Source organism: Streptomyces sp. NBC_01012 (assembly GCF_045162755.1).
Classification (GTDB): domain Bacteria; phylum Actinomycetota; class Actinomycetes; order Streptomycetales; family Streptomycetaceae; genus Streptomyces.
This window is the reverse complement of the sequence record NZ_CP108688.1, coordinates 1653166-1671303: the sequence shown is the minus strand read 5'-3', so window position 1 is coordinate 1671303 and position 18138 is coordinate 1653166. Positions and strand designations below refer to the sequence as shown.

General features: G+C 71.1%; 17 protein-coding genes. All 17 read left to right on the top strand.

What is annotated here, in order from left to right:
- Positions 1-136 precede the first annotated feature (136 nt).
- The 17 genes from OG623_RS07235 (at position 137) to argF (ending at position 18057) form a co-directional block, all read left to right on the top strand.
- The gene (locus tag OG623_RS07235; protein ID WP_406145335.1) at positions 137-841 is read left to right on the top strand and encodes a hypothetical protein; all 705 of its coding nucleotides are present in this window, start codon (positions 137-139) and stop codon (positions 839-841) included.
- 447 nt (positions 842-1288) lie between these two features.
- Entirely contained in the window at positions 1289-2269 is a 981-nt protein-coding gene (locus OG623_RS07230) for an MBL fold metallo-hydrolase (RefSeq protein ID WP_406145333.1), read from the top strand.
- An 81-nt stretch (positions 2270-2350) separates the two neighbouring features.
- Positions 2351-3913 (top strand): ATP-binding protein, encoded by a 1563-nt coding sequence (locus OG623_RS07225; protein ID WP_406145331.1) that lies wholly within the window; start codon positions 2351-2353, stop codon positions 3911-3913.
- On the top strand, positions 3910-4332 hold the full coding sequence (locus OG623_RS07220) for a roadblock/LC7 domain-containing protein (protein ID WP_406145329.1): 423 nt from the start codon (positions 3910-3912) through the stop codon (positions 4330-4332). The genes OG623_RS07225 and OG623_RS07220 overlap by 4 nt, the downstream gene beginning before the upstream one ends.
- Positions 4329-4682 (top strand): DUF742 domain-containing protein, encoded by a 354-nt coding sequence (locus tag OG623_RS07215; RefSeq protein ID WP_406145328.1) that lies wholly within the window; start codon positions 4329-4331, stop codon positions 4680-4682. Before OG623_RS07220 ends, OG623_RS07215 begins: the two co-directional genes overlap by 4 nt.
- Positions 4660-5274, top strand: coding sequence for a GTP-binding protein (locus tag OG623_RS07210; protein ID WP_406145326.1), 615 nt, complete (start codon positions 4660-4662; stop codon positions 5272-5274). The genes OG623_RS07215 and OG623_RS07210 overlap by 23 nt, the downstream gene beginning before the upstream one ends.
- A complete protein-coding gene (locus OG623_RS07205; RefSeq protein WP_406145324.1) occupies positions 5271-6578 on the top strand; it encodes a cytochrome P450 in 1308 nt (435 codons plus the stop codon). The genes OG623_RS07210 and OG623_RS07205 overlap by 4 nt, the downstream gene beginning before the upstream one ends.
- Positions 6579-6653: 75 nt before the next feature.
- A complete protein-coding gene (locus OG623_RS07200; protein WP_362888998.1) occupies positions 6654-7061 on the top strand; it encodes a cell division protein SepF in 408 nt (135 codons plus the stop codon).
- Between the two features lie 55 nt (positions 7062-7116).
- Positions 7117-8340: an ATP-binding protein gene (locus tag OG623_RS07195; RefSeq protein ID WP_406145322.1), complete on the top strand. Its 1224-nt coding sequence runs from the start codon at positions 7117-7119 to the stop codon at positions 8338-8340.
- On the top strand, positions 8337-8696 hold the full coding sequence (locus tag OG623_RS07190) for a nucleotide pyrophosphohydrolase (protein WP_406145321.1): 360 nt from the start codon (positions 8337-8339) through the stop codon (positions 8694-8696). The genes OG623_RS07195 and OG623_RS07190 overlap by 4 nt, the downstream gene beginning before the upstream one ends.
- Positions 8697-8833: 137 nt before the next feature.
- Positions 8834-9364, top strand: a complete 531-nt coding sequence (locus OG623_RS07185; RefSeq protein ID WP_406145319.1) for a DUF6099 family protein — start codon at positions 8834-8836, stop codon at positions 9362-9364.
- A 125-nt stretch (positions 9365-9489) separates the two neighbouring features.
- Positions 9490-10413 carry an LLM class F420-dependent oxidoreductase gene (locus OG623_RS07180; RefSeq protein WP_406145318.1) on the top strand — a complete coding sequence of 308 codons (924 nt, stop codon included), beginning with the start codon at positions 9490-9492 and terminating at the stop codon, positions 10411-10413.
- Between the two features lie 189 nt (positions 10414-10602).
- Entirely contained in the window at positions 10603-11544 is a 942-nt protein-coding gene (gene mmuM, locus OG623_RS07175) for a homocysteine S-methyltransferase (RefSeq protein WP_406145317.1), read from the top strand.
- A 43-nt stretch (positions 11545-11587) separates the two neighbouring features.
- Positions 11588-13063: a 3' terminal RNA ribose 2'-O-methyltransferase Hen1 gene (locus tag OG623_RS07170; protein WP_406145316.1), complete on the top strand. Its 1476-nt coding sequence runs from the start codon at positions 11588-11590 to the stop codon at positions 13061-13063.
- 11 nt (positions 13064-13074) lie between these two features.
- Positions 13075-15633, top strand: coding sequence for a polynucleotide kinase-phosphatase (locus OG623_RS07165; RefSeq protein WP_406151713.1), 2559 nt, complete (start codon positions 13075-13077; stop codon positions 15631-15633).
- A gap of 66 nt (positions 15634-15699) precedes the next feature.
- On the top strand, positions 15700-16932 hold the full coding sequence (locus OG623_RS07160; RefSeq protein ID WP_406145314.1) for an arginine deiminase: 1233 nt from the start codon (positions 15700-15702) through the stop codon (positions 16930-16932).
- Between the two features lie 108 nt (positions 16933-17040).
- Positions 17041-18057: an ornithine carbamoyltransferase gene (gene argF / locus OG623_RS07155; RefSeq protein WP_406145313.1), complete on the top strand. Its 1017-nt coding sequence runs from the start codon at positions 17041-17043 to the stop codon at positions 18055-18057.
- Positions 18058-18138: the final 81 nt, after the last annotated feature.

Sequence of the window (18138 nt, the reverse complement as noted above, 5' to 3'; positions counted from 1 at the left end):
CGTCGTCCGTTTTCCGGTGCCTGCCGGGTCCGGGTGCTCCGTACGGCGGTGTCACGGCCGGGCCGCGACCCGCCGACAGGCCGGGCGGGGCCCGGTTGACTGGTCTCGTACAGGTTCGTCGTCCATACTGCCCGCCGTGGAGCAGCGCATAGATTCGAACACCAAGCCAGAGTTCGCCGCGGGCACTGACCCGGCGTACATCCCCGGCCTGACGGCCCCTGCCCCCGCGCGGACGGAGGCGGAGCCGGAAGCCGAGGAGGGGACGTCCCAGCGGCTTGAGGAGACGACAGGGGAGGCTGAGGGGACCGGAGAGGCCGCGGTCTCGGACGCGCTCGCCACGGAGGCGGCTGACGGATCCGTGGACGGTTCCGGGGCGGACGACGGCGACGCGAGCAAGGACAGCGTCAAGAGCCAGGACAGCGACACGAGCCGAGACGGCGACACGAGCCAGGCAGGCGACGCGGCCACGGAGGGTTCAGCTGCCTCGTCGGACGACGAGGCAGCCACTGAGGCTGAGTCCGAGTCCGAGGCGTCGCGCGGAGGTGCCGATGGCGAGGACGGCCCCGTCTTCGAGGTCAGCGACCGGCGCGGATCCATCAGAGTGGACGCCGAAGGTGTCCGCTTCCGGCTCGACGACCAGGAGGCGGAGTTCGACTGGGCCGAGATCGGCGCGGTCGAGGTCAAGACCGGCCGCTTCGGACGCCGGTTCACCGTGACGGTCCACCTGTCGAGCCGCCGCTGGTTCAACGCCGAGGTCGAGGCCGGGGCCCGGAGCGACCTCAAGGTGTGGACGGCCGAGCTCGACGAGGCGCTGGACGCCCACTTCGAAGAGGAGGCCTGACCTCCACGCTCACCCCACCGCGCACCGGGCCGCTCGTATCGGCCCGGTGCGCGGCGTGTCGTGACGGCGTTCGGACCCCTCGGCCGCGTCCAGCGCCACCGACCGGTCAGATGGCGCGGCAGGCCCAGCGGACCCCGGCCGCAAGCACCTGCTCCCGCAGCCCCGCGGCCGACACGTAAGCGGCATCGATTTTCAGCCATGCTCGGTGGGTAGCCGGCCCGATCCGGTTCTGTCGCGGCTGTGTGGGTATCCGTGGCGTGGCCCGTTCCTGACGGTCGAAATCCCGTACATCAGGTGGAAAATCTCCTGTGGGCCCGATGTGCGGCAACCTCGGACGGTCACCGACCGGCGAGGGCTGGCCCGAGGTAGGGGCGATTTTGCGTCACCGGGAGCGCATATTGGCCGAGTTCGAACGCGTGCCCGGATCGAGGTCGGCATAATCGCCCCATGTCGATCACGGGTGGGGACATCGTCGACCTCGGTAGGGGCCTGTATGCCTGGCTACCGCCGAAACGGGGCTGGGGCCTGGCCAACTGCGGTCTCCTCGTGGCACCGCGCGGCGCGCTGTGGATCGACACCCCCTACGACACGCTGCTGGCCGGACAGTTCTTGGTGGAGAGCCAGAAGCGGCTGCCCGACGGGGTGAGCGTCGACCGTGTGATCGTCACCCACGCCAACGGTGACCACTTCTGGGGTGCGGGAGTGCTCCCCGATGCGGAGATCATCGCGACCCGCGAGGCGCTGGAGCACATCCACTACGACCCGACCCCGCAGCAACAGCACGCGCTGGTGGCCGGAAGTGATCCCTCCACCCCCCTCGGTGCGTACCTCGGCCGTCACTTCGGTGGCTTCGACTGGTCGGGCACCGAGGCTGTGCGGCCGACGACCTACTTCACCGGTGAGCTCGAACTGACCCTGGGGGAGTACGCGGTCCAGCTGTCGTCCCTGCCGCCCGCGCACACGGCGGGCGACCTGATGGTGTATCTGCCCGCGCAGCGCACCGTGTTCAGCGGAGACGTCATCTTCTCCTCGTCCCCGCAGCAGCCCGGGGACCATCCCGTGCACTGGGCGGGCCCCCTGAGCAATGTGATCGATGCCTGCGAGCGCGTCCTGGCCACCGGCGCCGAGGTGATCGTGCCGGGCCACGGACCGGTGCTCGATCCCGCCGGGGTGCGCGAGCACATGGCCTACCTCGCATACGTACGGGAGCGCGCCCACACCCTCCACGCGGCAGGGGTGCCCTCCGCCGAGGCGGCCCGCCGGGTGATCACCGAGGGCCGCTACCCTGCGCTCGGCCTGCCCGAACGACTCGTGGTGACCATCGGGAGCGAGTACCGCCATCTGGACGGGGGCTCGGAACTCCCCGGTGTTCTCCAGGTGATGGCCGACGTGGCCGCGGTCGCCCATGAGGTCGGGGAGCCGGCGTGACGGCCCTCCGGCACGACAGCCGGACACCCCGCAGCCGAACGGGCGGCAGGCCGTCCCCGACAACAGAGACGCGGTGACGCCGTGGTGGCATGGATCGTGGCCCTGATCGCCGTAGCAGTGGCGATATGGTCGGCCACACGCGCGTTTCAGGCCGGGCGGGACGCGTACGGGGCATCGGCGCACGCCGAGCTGGCAGAGCGTCAGGCCAGGGCGGCAGAGGCGCGCACCCTCGCCCTCACCGAGGAGATCCGCCAGCTGGCCAGGAAGCGGATACCTGCCGCGGCCGCCGCGCTCTCCCACCGGGCGGCACCCGTCCCGGGCCTGCGGGAGGCCGCCGAGATCGAGGGCGACGCGGCCCGACTGCTGACCGAGGCCGTACAGGCCGCGCGCACCGCGGTCCTGGAGGAGCGCGGACGCGTCGACGCGGCAGCGCGGTCGGCCATGCGCGGCACCTCGGCCAAGATCCAGTCGCTGCTCAACCAGTCGCAGCATCTGCTGCACGAGCTCCAGCACGAGTACGACGACCCGCGGATCCTCCAGCTCGACTTCCGTAACGAACTGGCGTTGCGCCGCACCCAGGCCACGGCCGTGCTCTGCGACGCCTGGCCCGGCCTCGCCCGGCAGAACTCCTCGCTCGTCGAGGTCGTGCTCGGAGCCCAGTCACGGGTCGCGGGGTACGAGCGGATCAAGGTCTCCAACCATCTGCGCCAGGAGCGGCTCGCGCTGGTCGCCCGGGCCGCGGAACCCCTCGCCATCGCGCTCGCCGAGCTGATGGCCAACGCGACGGCGTACTCGCACCCGGACACCGAGGTCCCGGTGACGGTCCAGCAGACCGCCGGGCGCGGCGCCCTGATCCTCGTCGACGACGCCGGGATCGGCATGGACGACGACGCGCTGAAGCGGGCACACGCGCTCCTGTCGGGCCCCTCCGAAGTGCTGCTCACGGAGCTGGGGGACCCGCCGCAGACCGGCTTCGCTGTGGTCGGTCGGCTCATCGCGCGCTACGGCTTCAGCTGCCACATCGAGCCGTCGCCGTACGGGGGGATGCGCACGATGCTGCGGATTCCGGCGCATCTGCTGACCGTGATCGACGACGACCGCACCCTGTCCGTGCTCGCGCCGAAGCCGGTGCTCGCGCGGCCGGCCGGAGCCGGGGCCGGAGCTGCCGCGATCCCGTCGCCCGCCAGGGGGGAACCCGCTGCCCCGACCGCGCCCGCCGCGCCGCAGCCGACGCCGACTGCACCCGAACCCGCTTCGGCCGCGGCGGCTCCGGCTGCTCCCGAGGCCGCGCCGGCCACTCCCGAGGCGGCACCTGCAACGCCCGAACCGGCAATGCCTGAACCGGCAACGCCCGCGACCGCAACGCCCGCACCCGCAACGCCCGAGACCGAGACCGCCGCCGCGGAAACGGCGCGTCCGGCGGGGCTGCCCACCCGGCGGCGTCGAGCCCGCAGGACGGCCTCCCCCCAGAGCCCGCCGCCGGCCGGGCAGCGGCCGGCGCAGGAGCCGGTGACCCGTACACCCGAACAGGCCGGGGCTGCCTGGACCGCCCTCCAGCAAGGCACCCTCAGCGGCAGGGAGGCGCTCGCGCCCCCGGCGCCCCCAGTACACCCATCGGACGACCAAGGAGACGACGAGACGTGAGCACCACCCCCACCGCCGGTGATCTCGCCTGGGTGCTGACTCCCCTGCTGGAGCTGCCCGGCGTACAGCACGCAGTGGTCGCCACCGGCGACGGTCTCGTCGAGGGCGCCTCGCCCGGCCTGGACCGGGCGTCCGCCGAGCGCGTCGCCGCGATGACGGCCACCCTGCACGCGGCCGCCCGCGCCTTCACCACAGCCTTCACCGAGGCCGATTCGCCGAGTCTGGCCCAGACGGTCGTGGAGTCCGATCTGGGTTACGCGGTCGTCGTCCCGGCGGGCAGGAACACCACTCTGGCTCTGTTCGCGGCGCCCGACGCGCATCTGGGGAACATCGCCTACCAGATGCAGGTGCAGGTCACCGCGCTGACCAGGGCCATGCACGCCCCCACCCGCCAACCGGACGCTGCCACCCGGCCATGACCCCAGGCCCAGGCCGCCGCCTGATTCCCGCCTACCTGGTCACCGGTGGCCGCTCCACACCCACCGGTCCCGCGCTCGACCGGCTCGCCGTGCTCATCCGTACGGACTCCGAGCTGCCGCAGGACACCGGCTCGGAACAGCGCAGGCTGTGTGAGCTCCTGAAGCCGGGAGCCCTCACCGTCGTCGAGTGCGCTGCCCATCTGGACCTTCCGGTCAGCGCCACGGTCTTCCTGGCCACGGATCTCGTGGCCGCAGGACATCTGCACGCTCGACCACCGATCCCCAGTGCCGGTGAGATCGACCGGTCGCTCGTCGAGAGGCTGCTCGTTGGACTCCGTTCCCTCCACTGACCGGGGCGGCATCGGCTATCTGCCGAGTGCCGCCGAGACCCTGATGAAACTCGTCGTCACGGGTCCCTTCGGCGTGGGCAAGACGACCCTGATCCGTACGCTGTCGGAAATCCCGACCCTGCACACGGAAGAGGCGATGACGCAGTCCAGTACGGGACTCGACGACACCGCCGGACTTCCGGAGAAGACCACGACCACGGTCGCCATCGACTTCGGGCGGCTGACCGTCCAGGACGACCTGGTGCTCTACATGTTCGGCACGCCCGGACAGGAGCGCTTCTTCCCCTTGTGGGAGGACATCGCGCGCGGTGCGCTCGGCGCCCTGATCATGGTGGACACCCGCCGGCTCGAGGACTCCTTCGCCGTCATGGACATGGTGGAGGAACAAGGGCTTCCGTACGCCGTCGCCGTGAACCGCTTCCCCGATGCCCCCGCCCACGCGGACGAGGTCCTGCGCAAGCACCTCGACCTCGATCCCCGCACCCCGCTGGTGCAGTGCGACGCCCGCGAACGCCGGGGCAGCATCGACGCCCTGATCGCCCTCGCCGAGCACGCGCTGACCTGCCTGCCCGCGCCCCAGGAATCGTCATGACCCCTCCCGTGACCGGCACTTCCCCCGATACCGTCCCCTCGCTCCGCGAACCCCTCGCGCTGTACGGCGCCGACTTCGCCGCCGATCCGCACGGCCACTACCGCAGGCTGCGGGACCAGGGGCCGTTGGCCAGGGTGCGCATCGCCCCGGACGTGGACGCGCTGCTGGTCACCGACTACCACGCGGCCGTCGACCTGCTGCGGGACACCGAGACCTTCACCAAGGACCCGCGCGCCTGGCAGGAGGGCGTCCCCGCAGACTCGTCGGTTCTGCCCGTGCTCGGATACCGTCCCGCCGCGCTCTTCACCGACGGCGCCGTCCACGCCCGCTACCGCGATGCCATCAACGACACCCTGGCCCGGATCGAACCCCACCTGCTGCGTGCGGAGGTCGCCCAGGTCGCGCAGCGCCTCATCGCGGAGTTCTCGGCCACCGGCACCGGTGACCTCATCTCCCAGTACGCCCGCAGGCTCCCGTTGCACGTCTTCACCTCCGCGTTCGGCGTGGCCCCCCAGGACACCGAGCGAGTGGTCCGCGGTACCGGCGCGATGTTGGACTCGGCCCAGGACGCGACAGCGGCGTACGAGGACCTGGTCGGCGTCGTCAGCGCGCTCGTCTCCGCGCGGCGGCGGAGCCCGGGCCGTGACCTCACCACATACCTGCTGGCACATCCGGCCGGGCTCGACGACAACGAGGTCGTGCGTCAGATCACGCTCATCATGAGCTCGGGCCACGAGCCCACGACCAATCTGATCGGCAACGCCCTGCTACGCATGCTCAGCGACACCGGGTACGGGGGCTCCCTGCACGGCGGCGCGACAACCGCGCACGAGGCGGTCGACGACGTACTCTGGCGCGATCCACCGCTGGCCAACATGGGGGCCCACTTCCCGCGTCACGACACGGAGTTCCACGGGGTCCCGTTGCGCGCAGGGCAGCTGGTGCTGGTCTCCTTCGCCGCCGCCAACACCCAGTCGCCGCCCTCCGGCTCGGACCCCGCCGCGCGCTCCGGTGACGGTGCTCACCTGGCGTGGTCGGCGGGGCCGCACCGCTGTCCCGCGAAGCAGCCCGCCCTGCTGATGGCGATGACCGCGATCGAACAGCTCACCAGTCAGCTCTGCGATCTGGAACTCGCCGTCGAGCCCGGCGCGCTGGTCTGGCGGCCGGGCCCCTTCCATCGTGCTCCGGCGCATCTCCCGGTCCGTTTCACACCGCTCGGCACACTCCCCGAGCAGGACGGAGCGGACGCTCCGGACGTCGCCGATCACGTTCCGAACCGTGTCGGTGGTACGCCGAACGGGTGAGGGGCGAGAGAATTGCCCGATGAACAGCGAGCGCAGCCGGCGCACAGCCAACCGGCATACGGACGGGGTGGTTCTGTGAGCAGGTACGACAGGTACGACAGATACGACGCCACCGACGAACAGTGGGAAGGGCTCGCCCAGGTCGTACCCCTGAGGGGCCGTGACGAATGGCCGTCCCGGGTCGATCACAGGACCGTCCCGGAACAGCGGGAGTCGGCCGAGCAGCGGCGCATGGTCGTGCTGAGGGTGCAGGTGTTCGCGGACGCACGGGAGGTGGCCGAGTACCTGGTGGCCCAGATCCCGGTTCTGCTGGATCTGACCGGCGCGGAGACCGATGTGGCCAAGCGGATCCTGGACTTCAGCAGTGGCGTGGTCTTCGGTCTCGGCAGCGGGATGCACCGGGTGGACCGCAATGTCTTCCTGCTCGCGCCGGTCGGCATGGAGGTCGAGGGGGTCACCCCCGCGGGCGTACCTCAATCGTAGGAAGGTGGTGCGGGCGGAACGGTTCGCCGCTTCAGGGCGTGCGTACCGTCCGCTCATGACTGTGACCTCCACCTTCCCGGGAGCGGCGGCCCCCGTGCCGTCCGGGCCGTACGGGCCGTACGGCGCGGACCACCCCGCCCGCCCGGACCGCCCTGCCCGCCCCGTCCGCCCGTTCGTCAGTGAGCTCCGGCTCGCCGCCTTCGCCGCGCACCGCCGTACCGTCATCCCGCTCGGGCCGCTCACCCTGCTCGCCGGAGGCAGCGGCAGCGGAAAGTCGACCGCCCTGCGCGGGTACGAGGCGCTCGCGCGGCTGGCCGCCGGTGATCGGCTGGAGGACGTCTTCCCCGACCCGGCGGCTCTGGTTCCCGAAGGGGCCGGCGCCGACGGGCAGGGGCGGCGCGGCTTCAGGATCGGCTGCACGGTGGAGGGCCCGGCCGGCCCGGTGAGACTGGATATCGCCGTGCAGGCCGAGCCCGCGCTCCGTATCGTCGGCGAGCGGCTGACCGACTGCGGCGAGACCCTGCTCAGCACGGCGCTGCGGGATCCCCGGCGCTCCTCCGTGCAGGCCGGCTGGTACACCGCTGGGGCGGTGCCCGTGACGCGTGCCCCCTTCCCCGACGACCGGCTCGGTACGGCGCTGCTGCCGTTGCGGGTCGCCGGGACGACTGACGGGCAGCTCAGGGTGCTGGCCGCCGCCGAGCAGGTGGTGGTCGCCCTGCGGTCGGCGTTCGTCTGCGATCCACAGCCTCGGCTGATGCGGGAGCCGGTGGCCGCCGGCGAGGGGCAGCTGAACCGGTACTGCGACAACCTCGCCGATCTCCTGCGCCGTACCCGGGGCCGGTGCGCACAGCGGTACGCCCGGCTGGTCGCCGTCGCGGACGCCGGGTGTGCGCGACGGGTGACGGGGCTGACCGTGGAGCGGCTGAAGGACGGCAGAGTGCGGGCCCTGGCCGGCCGGGGCCCGGGACGCAGCACACCCGTCGGCGCTCTCGGTGACGGTGAACTTCGCTGTCTCGCCCATGCGTTCGTGCTGCTGACCGGCCCTGATGTGCTGGTGGCGGACCCTGCGGCGGAGGTGCCGTCGGCCATGCAGGCCTTCACCGTCCTGGCCGACGGGTTCGACCGGAGCCTGGACACGCGCCAGACCGCGGTGCTGCTGTCGCTGGCGTCATCGGTCTGCGCGAACGGGCAGGTGCGTCTGCTGGGGACGGTCGGTGAGGCGGCCGCGGCGGTGGCCCGGGAGACGGCCGGTGCGGGAGTGGTAGACCTGGCACCGTGACGGAACTGGATGTGGCACAACTGCAACGACGACTGGCCGACTTCGCGGAGGCACGGGCCTGGGGGCCGTACCACACCCCCAAGAATCTGAGCGCCGCGCTGAGTGTGGAGGCCTCCGAACTCCTGGAGATCTTCCAGTGGCTGACGCCGGAACAGTCGGCGAGGGTCATGGAGGACCCCGATTCGGCGTTCCGTGTCACCGACGAGGTGGCCGACGTCCTGGCGTATCTGCTGCAGTTCTGCGAGGTCCTGGGAATCGACGCTCTGGGGGCCCTGGCCGCCAAGATCGACCGCAACGAGACGCGTTTTCCGGCATCGAACGGCACGAAAGTGACAGAGCGTCACTCTCTTGAGTGATCGACTTGTTAACAATCGACTTCCTGTCCACAGATTTCCGATTTCCTCTGGCTTTCGTGTGCCGTGACCCTCACTGTGGGTAATGAAGAGGTGAGTGGGTTCTTCAACACGAGTGATCTCGGTGACGGGGGAGCGGCATGGAAGCGGAGCGACTGATCGCGGCGGGCCGGAGCGCGCTGGCGGGCAGCAGGGGAGTGTCGGCGGTCATGGCGGAGGCATGGCAGGCCCAGGCGCTCGCCAGAGCGGTCGGCGGGCAGCTCGCGAGGTCCGGACCGGCGGAGTTACGGACGGAGGCGCGCGGGCTCAGCGAGACCTGCGCCCTGGGCAGCGCGGTGCTCGACCATCCGCTGGTTCCGGCCGGAGGTGTGCGGGCGTCGCGGCTCACAGAAGTGGACCATGTGCCCAGGGCGTTGGCCGCTCTCCTGCTGCTCCTCGGGGAGGCGGGCATCGCGCTGGTGGGTGTCGCCTGCGGCACGGAGGAGGGAGGGCTCTACTGGCAGTGCATCGAGGCGATAGACGCCGTCGACGAGTCGGTGGACCGGGTGCAGGGGATGCTGAGGCTGCTTGCCGAGCAGGAGCGTGAGCACGAACAGGAGTTGGAGCGGGAGCGTGACGGCCCCTTCGGCGTGATACACGGCCCGGCCGGCTTCGTCGCGGGCCAGCCGTGAGCGGCGGGCGCGCGACGCGTGCCGTGGGCGTGCGTCTGCGTCTGCGCCGTGCGTAGTGCCCCGGGTGTTCGGCGGAGAGAGCGGGGAAAGGGGGCGCAGGGGCCTCGAAGGTGCAGGATGGAGGCATGGATCTTCGAATCTTCACCGAGCCCCAGCAAGGGGCGAGCTACGACACCCTGCTCACCGTCGCCAAGGCCACCGAGGACCTCGGCTTCGATGCCTTCTACCGATCCGACCACTATCTGCGCATGGGCTCCGGGGACGGTCTGCCCGGCCCGACCGACGCCTGGATCACTCTGGCCGGGCTGGCCCGCGAGACCAAGCGGATCCGCCTCGGCACGCTGATGACCGCGGGCACCTTCCGTCTGCCCGGGGTGCTGGCCATCCAGGTCGCCCAGGTCGACCAGATGTCCGGCGGCCGGGTCGAGCTGGGCCTCGGCGCCGGCTGGTTCGAGGAGGAGCACAAGGCATACGGCATCCCGTTCCCGAAGGAGAAGTTCGGCCGGCTGGAGGAGCAGCTGGCGATCGTCACGGGGCTGTGGGAGACCGAGACAGGCAAGACGTTCAGCTACGACGGGACGTACTACCAGCTCACCGACTCGCCGGCGCTGCCGAAGCCCGCCCAGACGAAGGTGCCGGTCCTGATCGGCGGCCACGGAGCGGTCCGTACCCCGCGCCTGGCCGCACGGTACGCGGACGAGTTCAACATCCCCTTCGCGTCGATCGAGGACACCGAGCGGCAGTTCGGCCGGGTCAGGGACGCCGCTGCCGCGGCCGGGCGGGCCCCTGACGACCTGGTGTATTCCAACGCCCTTGTGGTGTGTGTCGGGAAGGACGACGCGGAGGTGGCGCGGCGCGCGTCCGTCATCGGAAGGGAGGTCGAGGAGATCAAGGCGAACGGGCTGGCGGGCTCACCCGACGAGGTGGTCGACAAGATCGGCCGGTACGCCGCGATCGGCTCGTCGCGGATCTATCTCCAGGTGCTCGACCTCCACGACCTGGACCATCTGGAACTGATCGCGTCGCAGGTCCAGTCCCAGCTGGGCTGACAGCCGACGGCCGCCCAAGCCGGTGGTCGCTGACACCTGGCGGCCGCCGAAGCCGGTGGACATCGGTAACAGGCGCACCTGGCAGCGGGCGGACCCCGGCAGCGGGCGGACCCCGGTACCAGGCGGACCCCGGTACCAGGCGCCCCCCGGTAGCAGGCGGACATCGTCTGCCGACAGGAAGGAGCAGCTGTGCACTCTGCCCGGACAGCGGACGCGGACGGCGCGCCCGGCCGTACGCTCGGCGAAGCGCTCGCCGAGGGGACCGTTCTGCTGGACGGGGGTCTCTCCAACCAACTGGAGGCGCAGGGCTGCGATCTGTCCGACGCGCTGTGGTCGGCCCGGCTGCTGAGCGACGCGCCCCAGCAGATCGAGGCCGCTCACACGGCCTATGCGCGGGCAGGTGCACAGGTGCTCATCACCGCCAGCTACCAGGCCACCTTCGAAGGGTTCGCCAGGCGCGGGACCGGGCGGGCACGGGCGTCGGAGCTGATGGCCGCGAGCGTCGAGGCGGCGCGCAGGGCGGGTGCGGTGACGGGCCGGGAGTCGTGGGTCGCCGCCTCGGTCGGACCGTACGGGGCGATGCTCGCGGACGGCAGCGAGTACCGGGGCCGGTACGGACTCACCGTCCGGGAGCTGGAGCGCTTCCACCGGCCCCGGGCGGAGACACTGGCCGGGGCCGGGACCGATGTGATGGCCCTGGAGACGGTGCCGGACATCGACGAGGCCGAGGCGCTGCTGCGGGTGGCCGAGGGGATCGGGGTGCCGGTCTGGCTCTCGTACAGCGTGGCGGGCGACCTGACCAGGGCCGGGCAGCCTCTGACGGAGGCGTTCGCGCTCGCCGCCGGTGTCGACCAGGTGGTGGCCGTCGGGGTCAACTGCTGTGATCCCGCCGACGTCGGCCGGGCGGTGGAGGTGGCGGCGGCGGTCAGCGGCAAACCGGTGGTCGTCTATCCGAACAGTGGGGAGAAGTGGGACGCGGACGGCCGGGCCTGGACGGGGCGCGGCACCTTCGAGCCGGGCAGGGTGCGGGACTGGCAGCGGGCGGGCGCACGGCTGGTCGGTGGCTGCTGTCGGGTCGGCCCGTCCGAAATCGCGGCACTGGCGGACCAGCTGGAGGCGGCCGGGGCGTGAAAATGCCTGGTGGGGGACAGGTCACCGGACCATACTCGGACGCGTGTTCATGACTATCAGTACGACCGGCACTTCTGAGCGTCCCGCCACCGATCTCGGTTATCTGCTGCACAAGCATCCCGACAAGGCGCAGGCGTTCTCCACGGCGCACGGCACCGCGCACGTCTTCTACCCGGAGGCGTCCGTGGAGCGCTGTACCGCGGCTCTGCTGCTCGAGGTGGATCCGGTGGCGCTGGTGAGGCGCGGCAAGGGCAAGGGCCGGGGCGGAGCCCCCGACGCGGCACTCGCGCAGTACGTCAACGACCGGCCGTACGCGGCGTCGTCCCTGCTCTCGGTCGCGATGACGACGGTGTTCAAGTCCGCGCTGAACGGGGCGTGCAGGGCGATGCCCGAGCGGGCCGCGGAAGCCCTGCCGCTGCGGATCGAAGTGCCCGCGCTGCCCGCGCGCGGTGGGGCGGAGCTGGTGCACAAGCTCTTCGCGCCGCTCGGCTGGACACGGGTGGACGCCGTGGCCGTACCGCTGGACGAGCAGTTCCCGGAGTGGGGCGACTCGCGCTACGTACGGCTGGTGCTGGAGGGGGAGTTGCGGCTCGCGGACGCCCTGCGGCAGCTGTATGTGCTGTTCCCGGTGCTCGACGACGCCAAGCACTACTGGGTCGCACCCGACGAGGTGGACAAGCTGCTCCGGGCCGGTGAGGGCTGGCTCGCGGGCCACCCGGAGCAGAAGCTGATCACCAGCCGCTATCTCTCCCGGCGCTGGGGTCTCACCCGGCAGGCGATGGAGCGGCTGGAGCTGGTCAGGCTGGCGGAGTCGGACGATCTGGAGGTGGAGAGCCTGGACAACGCGGTCGACGAGACCACCGACACGGAGGAGAAGCCGGTGCCGCTCGCCGAGCAGCGCCGCGAAGCCATCCTGGAGGCGCTGCGCTCAGCCGGGGCGGCCCGGGTGCTCGACCTCGGCTGTGGGCAGGGCCAGTTGGTACAGGCGCTGCTCAAGGATGTGCGCTACACGGAGATCGTCGGGGTCGATGTGTCGATGCGTGCGCTGACCGTGGCCGCACGCCGGCTGAAGCTGGACCGGATGGGCGAGCGGCAGGCCGGCCGGGTCACCCTCCGCCAGGGCGCGCTCACCTACACCGACAAGCAGCTCAAGGGATACGACGCCGCCGTGCTCAGCGAGGTGATCGAGCACCTCGACCTGGAGCGGCTGCCCGCCCTCGAGTACGCGGTGTTCGGCTCCGCGCGGCCGCGCACCGTGCTGGTGACGACGCCCAACGTCGAGTACAACGTCCGCTGGGAGACCCTTCCCGCCGGGCACGCACGCCACGGCGACCACCGCTTCGAGTGGACCAGGGAGGAGTTCCGGGACTGGGCGGGGCAGGTGGCAGGGCGCCACGGTTACACGGTGGCGTTCGAGCCGGTGGGCCCCGAAGACCCCGAAGTGGGGCCTCCCACACAGCTGGCCGTGTTCACGATGACCACGGCCCAGGAGACGACGAAGGAGGCGAAGGCCGCATGACCAGCAGTCCCATGACCAGTGGTCCCACGACCGGTGCCCCGCGCACGCTGCCGGTGACCGACCTGTCCCTCGTCGTCCTCGTCGGCGCCACCGGGTCGGGCAAGTCCACCTTCGCCCGCAAGCACTTCAAGCCCACCGAGATCGTCTCATCGGACTTCTGCCGTGGCCTCGTCGCCGACGACGAGAACGACCAGAGCGCCAGCGGTGACGCCTTCGACGTGCTCCACTACATCGCCGGCAAGCGCCTCGCCGCCGGCCGCCTCACCGTCGTCGACGCCACCAATGTGCAGCAGGAGAGCCGCAAGCAGCTCGTCCAGCTGGCCCGGCAGTACGACGTGCTGCCCATCGCCGTCGTGCTCGACCTGCCGGAAGAGGTCTGCCAGGCACGCAACGCCACCCGCCCCGACCGCGCCGGCATGCCCCGCCACGTCGTGCAGCGCCACCGCCGTGAGCTGCGCCGCTCGCTGCGCGGTCTGGAGCGCGAGGGCTTTCGCAAGGTCCACATCCTGCGCACCGAGGAGGAGGCCGACACGGCCGAAGTCGTCCTGGAACGCCGCTACAACGACCTCCGGCACCTCACGGGCCCGTTCGACATCATCGGCGACATCCACGGCTGCCGCTCCGAGCTGGACACCCTGCTCGCCAAGCTGGGCTACAAGGACGGTGTCCACCCCGAGGGCAGGACCGCCGTGTTCGTGGGCGACCTCGTCGACCGTGGCCCCGACAGCCCCGGGGTGCTGCGTCGCGTCATGTCCATGGTCGAGTCGGGGGACGCGCTGTGCGTGCCGGGCAACCACGAGAACAAGCTGGGCCGCTATCTCAAGGGGCGCAAGGTCCAGCACAGTCACGGTCTCGCCGAGACCGTCGAGCAGCTGGAGCGGGAGGACGTCGAGCACCCCGAGTTCCGCAAGCGGGTCGCCGAGTTCATCGACGGGCTGGTCAGCCACTACGTCCTGGACGGGGGCAGGCTCGTCGTCTGCCACGCGGGACTCCCCGAGAAGTACCACGGGCGCACATCAGGCCGGGTCCGTTCGCACGCGCTGTACGGGGACACGACCGGCGAGACCGATGAGTTCGGCCTGCCCGTGCGCTACCCGTGGGCCGAGGACTACCGAGGCAGTGCCGCGGTGGTCTACGGCCACACACCGGTGCCCGTCACCTCCTGGGTGAACAACACCCTCTGCCTGGACACCGGGGCGGTCTTCGGCGGGAGGATGACCGCGCTGCGCTGGCCGGAGCGCGAGATCGTCGACGTACCGGCCGAGCGCGTCTGGTACGAGCCGGTGAAGCCGCTGACCACCGAGGCACCCGGCGGCCGGGAGGGCCGGCCGCTCGACCTCGCCGATGTGCAGGGCCGTCGCATCGTGGAGACCCGGCACCTGGGCAGGGTCGCGGTGCGCGAGGAGAACGCGGCGGCGGCGCTCGAAGTCATGAGCCGCTTCGCGATCGACCCGAGGCTCCTGACCTACCTGCCGCCGACCATGGCCCCGACCGCGACCTCGCAGGTGGAGGGATTCCTCGAGCACCCCACGGAGGCCTTCGCGCAGTACCGCGCGGACGGTGTCACCAAGGTCGTCTGCGAGGAGAAGCACATGGGGTCGCGGGCGGTGGCGCTGGTCTGCCGCGACGCCGACGCCGCCCGCGAGCGGTTCGGTACCGACCATGTCACCGGCGCCCTGCACACCCGCACCGGGCGGCCGTTCCTGGACGACACGGCGCTCACCGAGACCGTCATCGGCCGTCTTCGGGCCGCCGTCACCGCCGCCGGACTCTGGGAGGAGTGGGACACCGACTGGGTGGTGCTCGACACCGAGCTGATGCCCTGGTCCCTGAAGGCGGCCGGGCTGCTGCGCTCGCAGTACGCGGCGGTGGGCGCGGCCGCGGGCGCGGCCCTGCCCGTGGCCGGCGGCGCCCTGGCCGCGGCGGCTGCCCGCGGTGTCGATGTCGGCGCCCTGGCCGGCCGCGGCCGGGAGCGCGCCGAGAACGCCGCCGCTTTCACGGAGGCGTACCGCCGCTACTGCTGGAGCACCGAGGGGCTCGACGGCGTCCGGATCGCGCCGTTCCAGATCCTCGCGGTGCAGGGCCGCTCGCTCGCGGCCGTGCCGCACGACGAGCAGCTGGCATGGCTGGACCGGCTCGTCGAGCACGACCCGACGGGCCTGCTCCAGGTCACCCGGCGCCTGGTCGTCGACACGGGTGACGAGGCCTCCGTGCGCTCCGGCATCGACTGGTGGCTGGAGATGACCGGCCGCGGGGGCGAGGGCATGGTCGTCAAGCCGCTCGGCGCCCTCGTCCGGGACGCGAAGGGCAGACTGCTCCAGCCGGGCGTCAAGGTACGGGGCCGCGAGTATCTGCGGATCATCTACGGCCCCGAGTACACCCGGCCGGAGAATCTGGAGCGGCTGCGTTCGCGGTTCCTCGGCCACAAGCGGTCGCTGGCCCTGCGGGAGTACGCCCTCGGTCTGGAGGCGCTCGACCGACTGGCGGAGGGGGAGCCGCTGTGGCGGATCCACGAGGCGGTCTTCGCGGTCCTCGCCCTGGAGTCGGAGCCCGTCGACCCGCGGCTCTGAGGGCCCTCCCGGAATCCGGTGGCGGTTCGCAGGGTGAACGGCGCCCCGCGCGGTGAGGATGAGGGCATGGGATTCCATGTCGATTCCGAGGCCGGGCGGCTGCGCCGCGTCATCCTGCACCGCCCCGATCTGGAGCTGAAGCGGCTCACCCCGAGGAACAAGGACGCGCTCCTGTTCGACGACGTGCTCTGGGTGCGCCGCGCCAGGGAGGAGCACGACAGTTTCGCCGATGTGCTGCGCGACCGGGGCGTGGAGGTGCATCTCTTCGGCGAGCTGCTCCGGGAGTCCCTGGACATCCCGGTGGCGCGGCGGCTGGTCCTGGACCGGGTCTTCGCGGAGAAGGAGTACGGCCCGCTCGCCACCGAGCATCTGCGCGCCGCCTTCGACGAGCTGCCGGCCGCCGAGCTGGCCGAGGCCCTGGTCGGGGGTATGACGAAGCGGGAGTTCCTGGAGCGGCACGGCGAGCCGACCTCCGTCCGCTTCCATGTGATGGATCTGGACGACTTCCTGCTCAGCCCCCTGCCCAACCACATCTTCACCCGCGACACCTCCGCCTGGATCTACGACGGGGTGTCCATCAACGCCATGCGCTGGCCGGCCAGACAGCGCGAGACCGTGCACTTCGAGGCGATCTACCGGCACCACCCCCTGTTCACCGGACCCGAGGCCGGCGTCTTCCACCACTGGTCGCAGGGCCAGGACGACTACCCGTCCACCATCGAGGGCGGCGACGTCCTGGTCATCGGCCGGGGCGCCGTCCTGATCGGGATGAGCGAACGCACCACCCCCCAGGCCGTGGAGATGCTGGCCAGAGGGCTCTTCGACGCCGGGTCCGCCCGGACGATCGTGGCGCTCGACATGCCCAAGCGCCGTGCGTTCATGCACCTGGACACCGTGATGACGATGGTCGACGGCGACACCTTCACCAAGTACGCCGGGCTCGGCATGCTGCGCTCCTACACGATCGAGCCGGGCGCCGGCCCACGTGAGCTGAAGGTCACCGACCACCCGCCCGAGCACATGCACCGGGCCATCGCCGCCGCGCTCGGCCTGGACACGATCCGGGTGCTCACCGCCACCCAGGACGTGCACGCCGCCGAGCGTGAGCAGTGGGACGACGGCTGCAACGTGCTGGCCGTGGAGCCCGGCGTCGTCATCGCGTACGAGCGCAACGCCACCACCAACACCTATCTGCGCAAGGAAGGCATCGAGGTCGTCGAGATCCGGGGCAGCGAGCTGGGACGGGGCCGGGGCGGGCCCCGTTGCATGAGCTGCCCGGTGGTGCGCGACCCCGTGTGAGGCACCCCGTGCGAGGCGCCGCATACCCCTGTATAGCAATACGGTCTCTCGTATACACTTCCAGGATAGTCGTCCGCATGCCCCCAGTCCGACCCAGGAGCAGTCACCATGGCCATAGACCTCACAGGCCGCCATTTCCTCAAGGAGCTGGACTTCACGGCCGAGGAGTTCCGCGGCCTGATCGCTCTGTCCGCCGAGCTCAAGGCTGCGAAGAAGGCGGGCGACGAGGTGCAGCGGCTGCGCGGCCGGAACATCGCGCTGATCTTCGAGAAGACCTCGACGCGTACCCGTTGCGCCTTCGAGGTGGCCGCCGCCGACCAGGGCGCCTCCACGACGTATCTCGATCCGTCCGGCTCGCAGATGGGACACAAGGAGTCGGTCAAGGACACCGCCCGTGTGCTCGGCCGGATGTACGACGGCATCGAGTACCGGGGTGACAGCCAGCAGGTCGTCGAGGAGCTGGCGGCGTACGGCGGTGTGCCCGTCTTCAACGGTCTCACCGACGACTGGCACCCTACCCAGATGCTCGCCGACGTCCTGACCATGACCGAGCACGGCGGGAAGCCCCTGGAGGAGCTCACCTTCGCCTATCTGGGCGACGCCCGCTTCAACATGGGCAACTCCTACCTGATCACCGGCGCCCTGCTCGGCATGGACGTCCGGATCGTCGCGCCCACCGCCTACTGGCCGGTGCGGGAGGTCGTGGACCGGGCCCGCGAGCTCGCGGAGTCCAGCGGCGCGCGCATCACCCTCACCGAGGATGTCGCCGAGGGCGTCCTGGGTGCCGACTTCGTCGTCACCGACGTCTGGGTCTCCATGGGTGAGCCCAAGGAGGTCTGGGACGAGCGCATCGGCGCCCTCGCGCCGTACGCGGTGACCATGGACGTCCTGCGCGCCACGGGCAACGCCGACGTGAAGTTCCTGCACTGTCTGCCCGCCTTCCACGACCTCGGTACGAAGGTGGGCAGGGAGATCCACGACCGGCACGGTCTGTCGGAGCTGGAGGTCACCGACGAGGTCTTCGAGTCCTCGCACTCCGTCGTCTTCGACGAGGCCGAGAACCGGATGCACACGATCAAGGCGGTCCTCGTCGCGACGCTGGCAGGCGACGCGCACGGCGTGTGATCATCCGCGCATGAGCAGGTCCGTATGAGCAGGTCCGTATGAACATGCACCCGATTGGGTGAACATGCGGTCACATGGCTA

Coding starts and splice junctions, on each gene's coding strand:
- OG623_RS07180 (WP_406145318.1), top strand. CDS start 9,490: ATGGATCTTCGAATCTTCACCGAGCCCCAGCAAGGGGCGAGCTACGAC.
- OG623_RS07160 (WP_406145314.1), top strand. CDS start 15,700: ATGGGATTCCATGTCGATTCCGAGGCCGGGCGGCTGCGCCGCGTCATC.
- OG623_RS07185 (WP_406145319.1), top strand. CDS start 8,834: ATGGAAGCGGAGCGACTGATCGCGGCGGGCCGGAGCGCGCTGGCGGGC.
- OG623_RS07195 (WP_406145322.1), top strand. CDS start 7,117: ATGACTGTGACCTCCACCTTCCCGGGAGCGGCGGCCCCCGTGCCGTCC.
- OG623_RS07165 (WP_406151713.1), top strand. CDS start 13,075: ATGACCAGTGGTCCCACGACCGGTGCCCCGCGCACGCTGCCGGTGACC.
- OG623_RS07230 (WP_406145333.1), top strand. CDS start 1,289: ATGTCGATCACGGGTGGGGACATCGTCGACCTCGGTAGGGGCCTGTAT.
- OG623_RS07215 (WP_406145328.1), top strand. CDS start 4,329: ATGACCCCAGGCCCAGGCCGCCGCCTGATTCCCGCCTACCTGGTCACC.
- argF (WP_406145313.1), top strand. CDS start 17,041: ATGGCCATAGACCTCACAGGCCGCCATTTCCTCAAGGAGCTGGACTTC.
- OG623_RS07205 (WP_406145324.1), top strand. CDS start 5,271: ATGACCCCTCCCGTGACCGGCACTTCCCCCGATACCGTCCCCTCGCTC.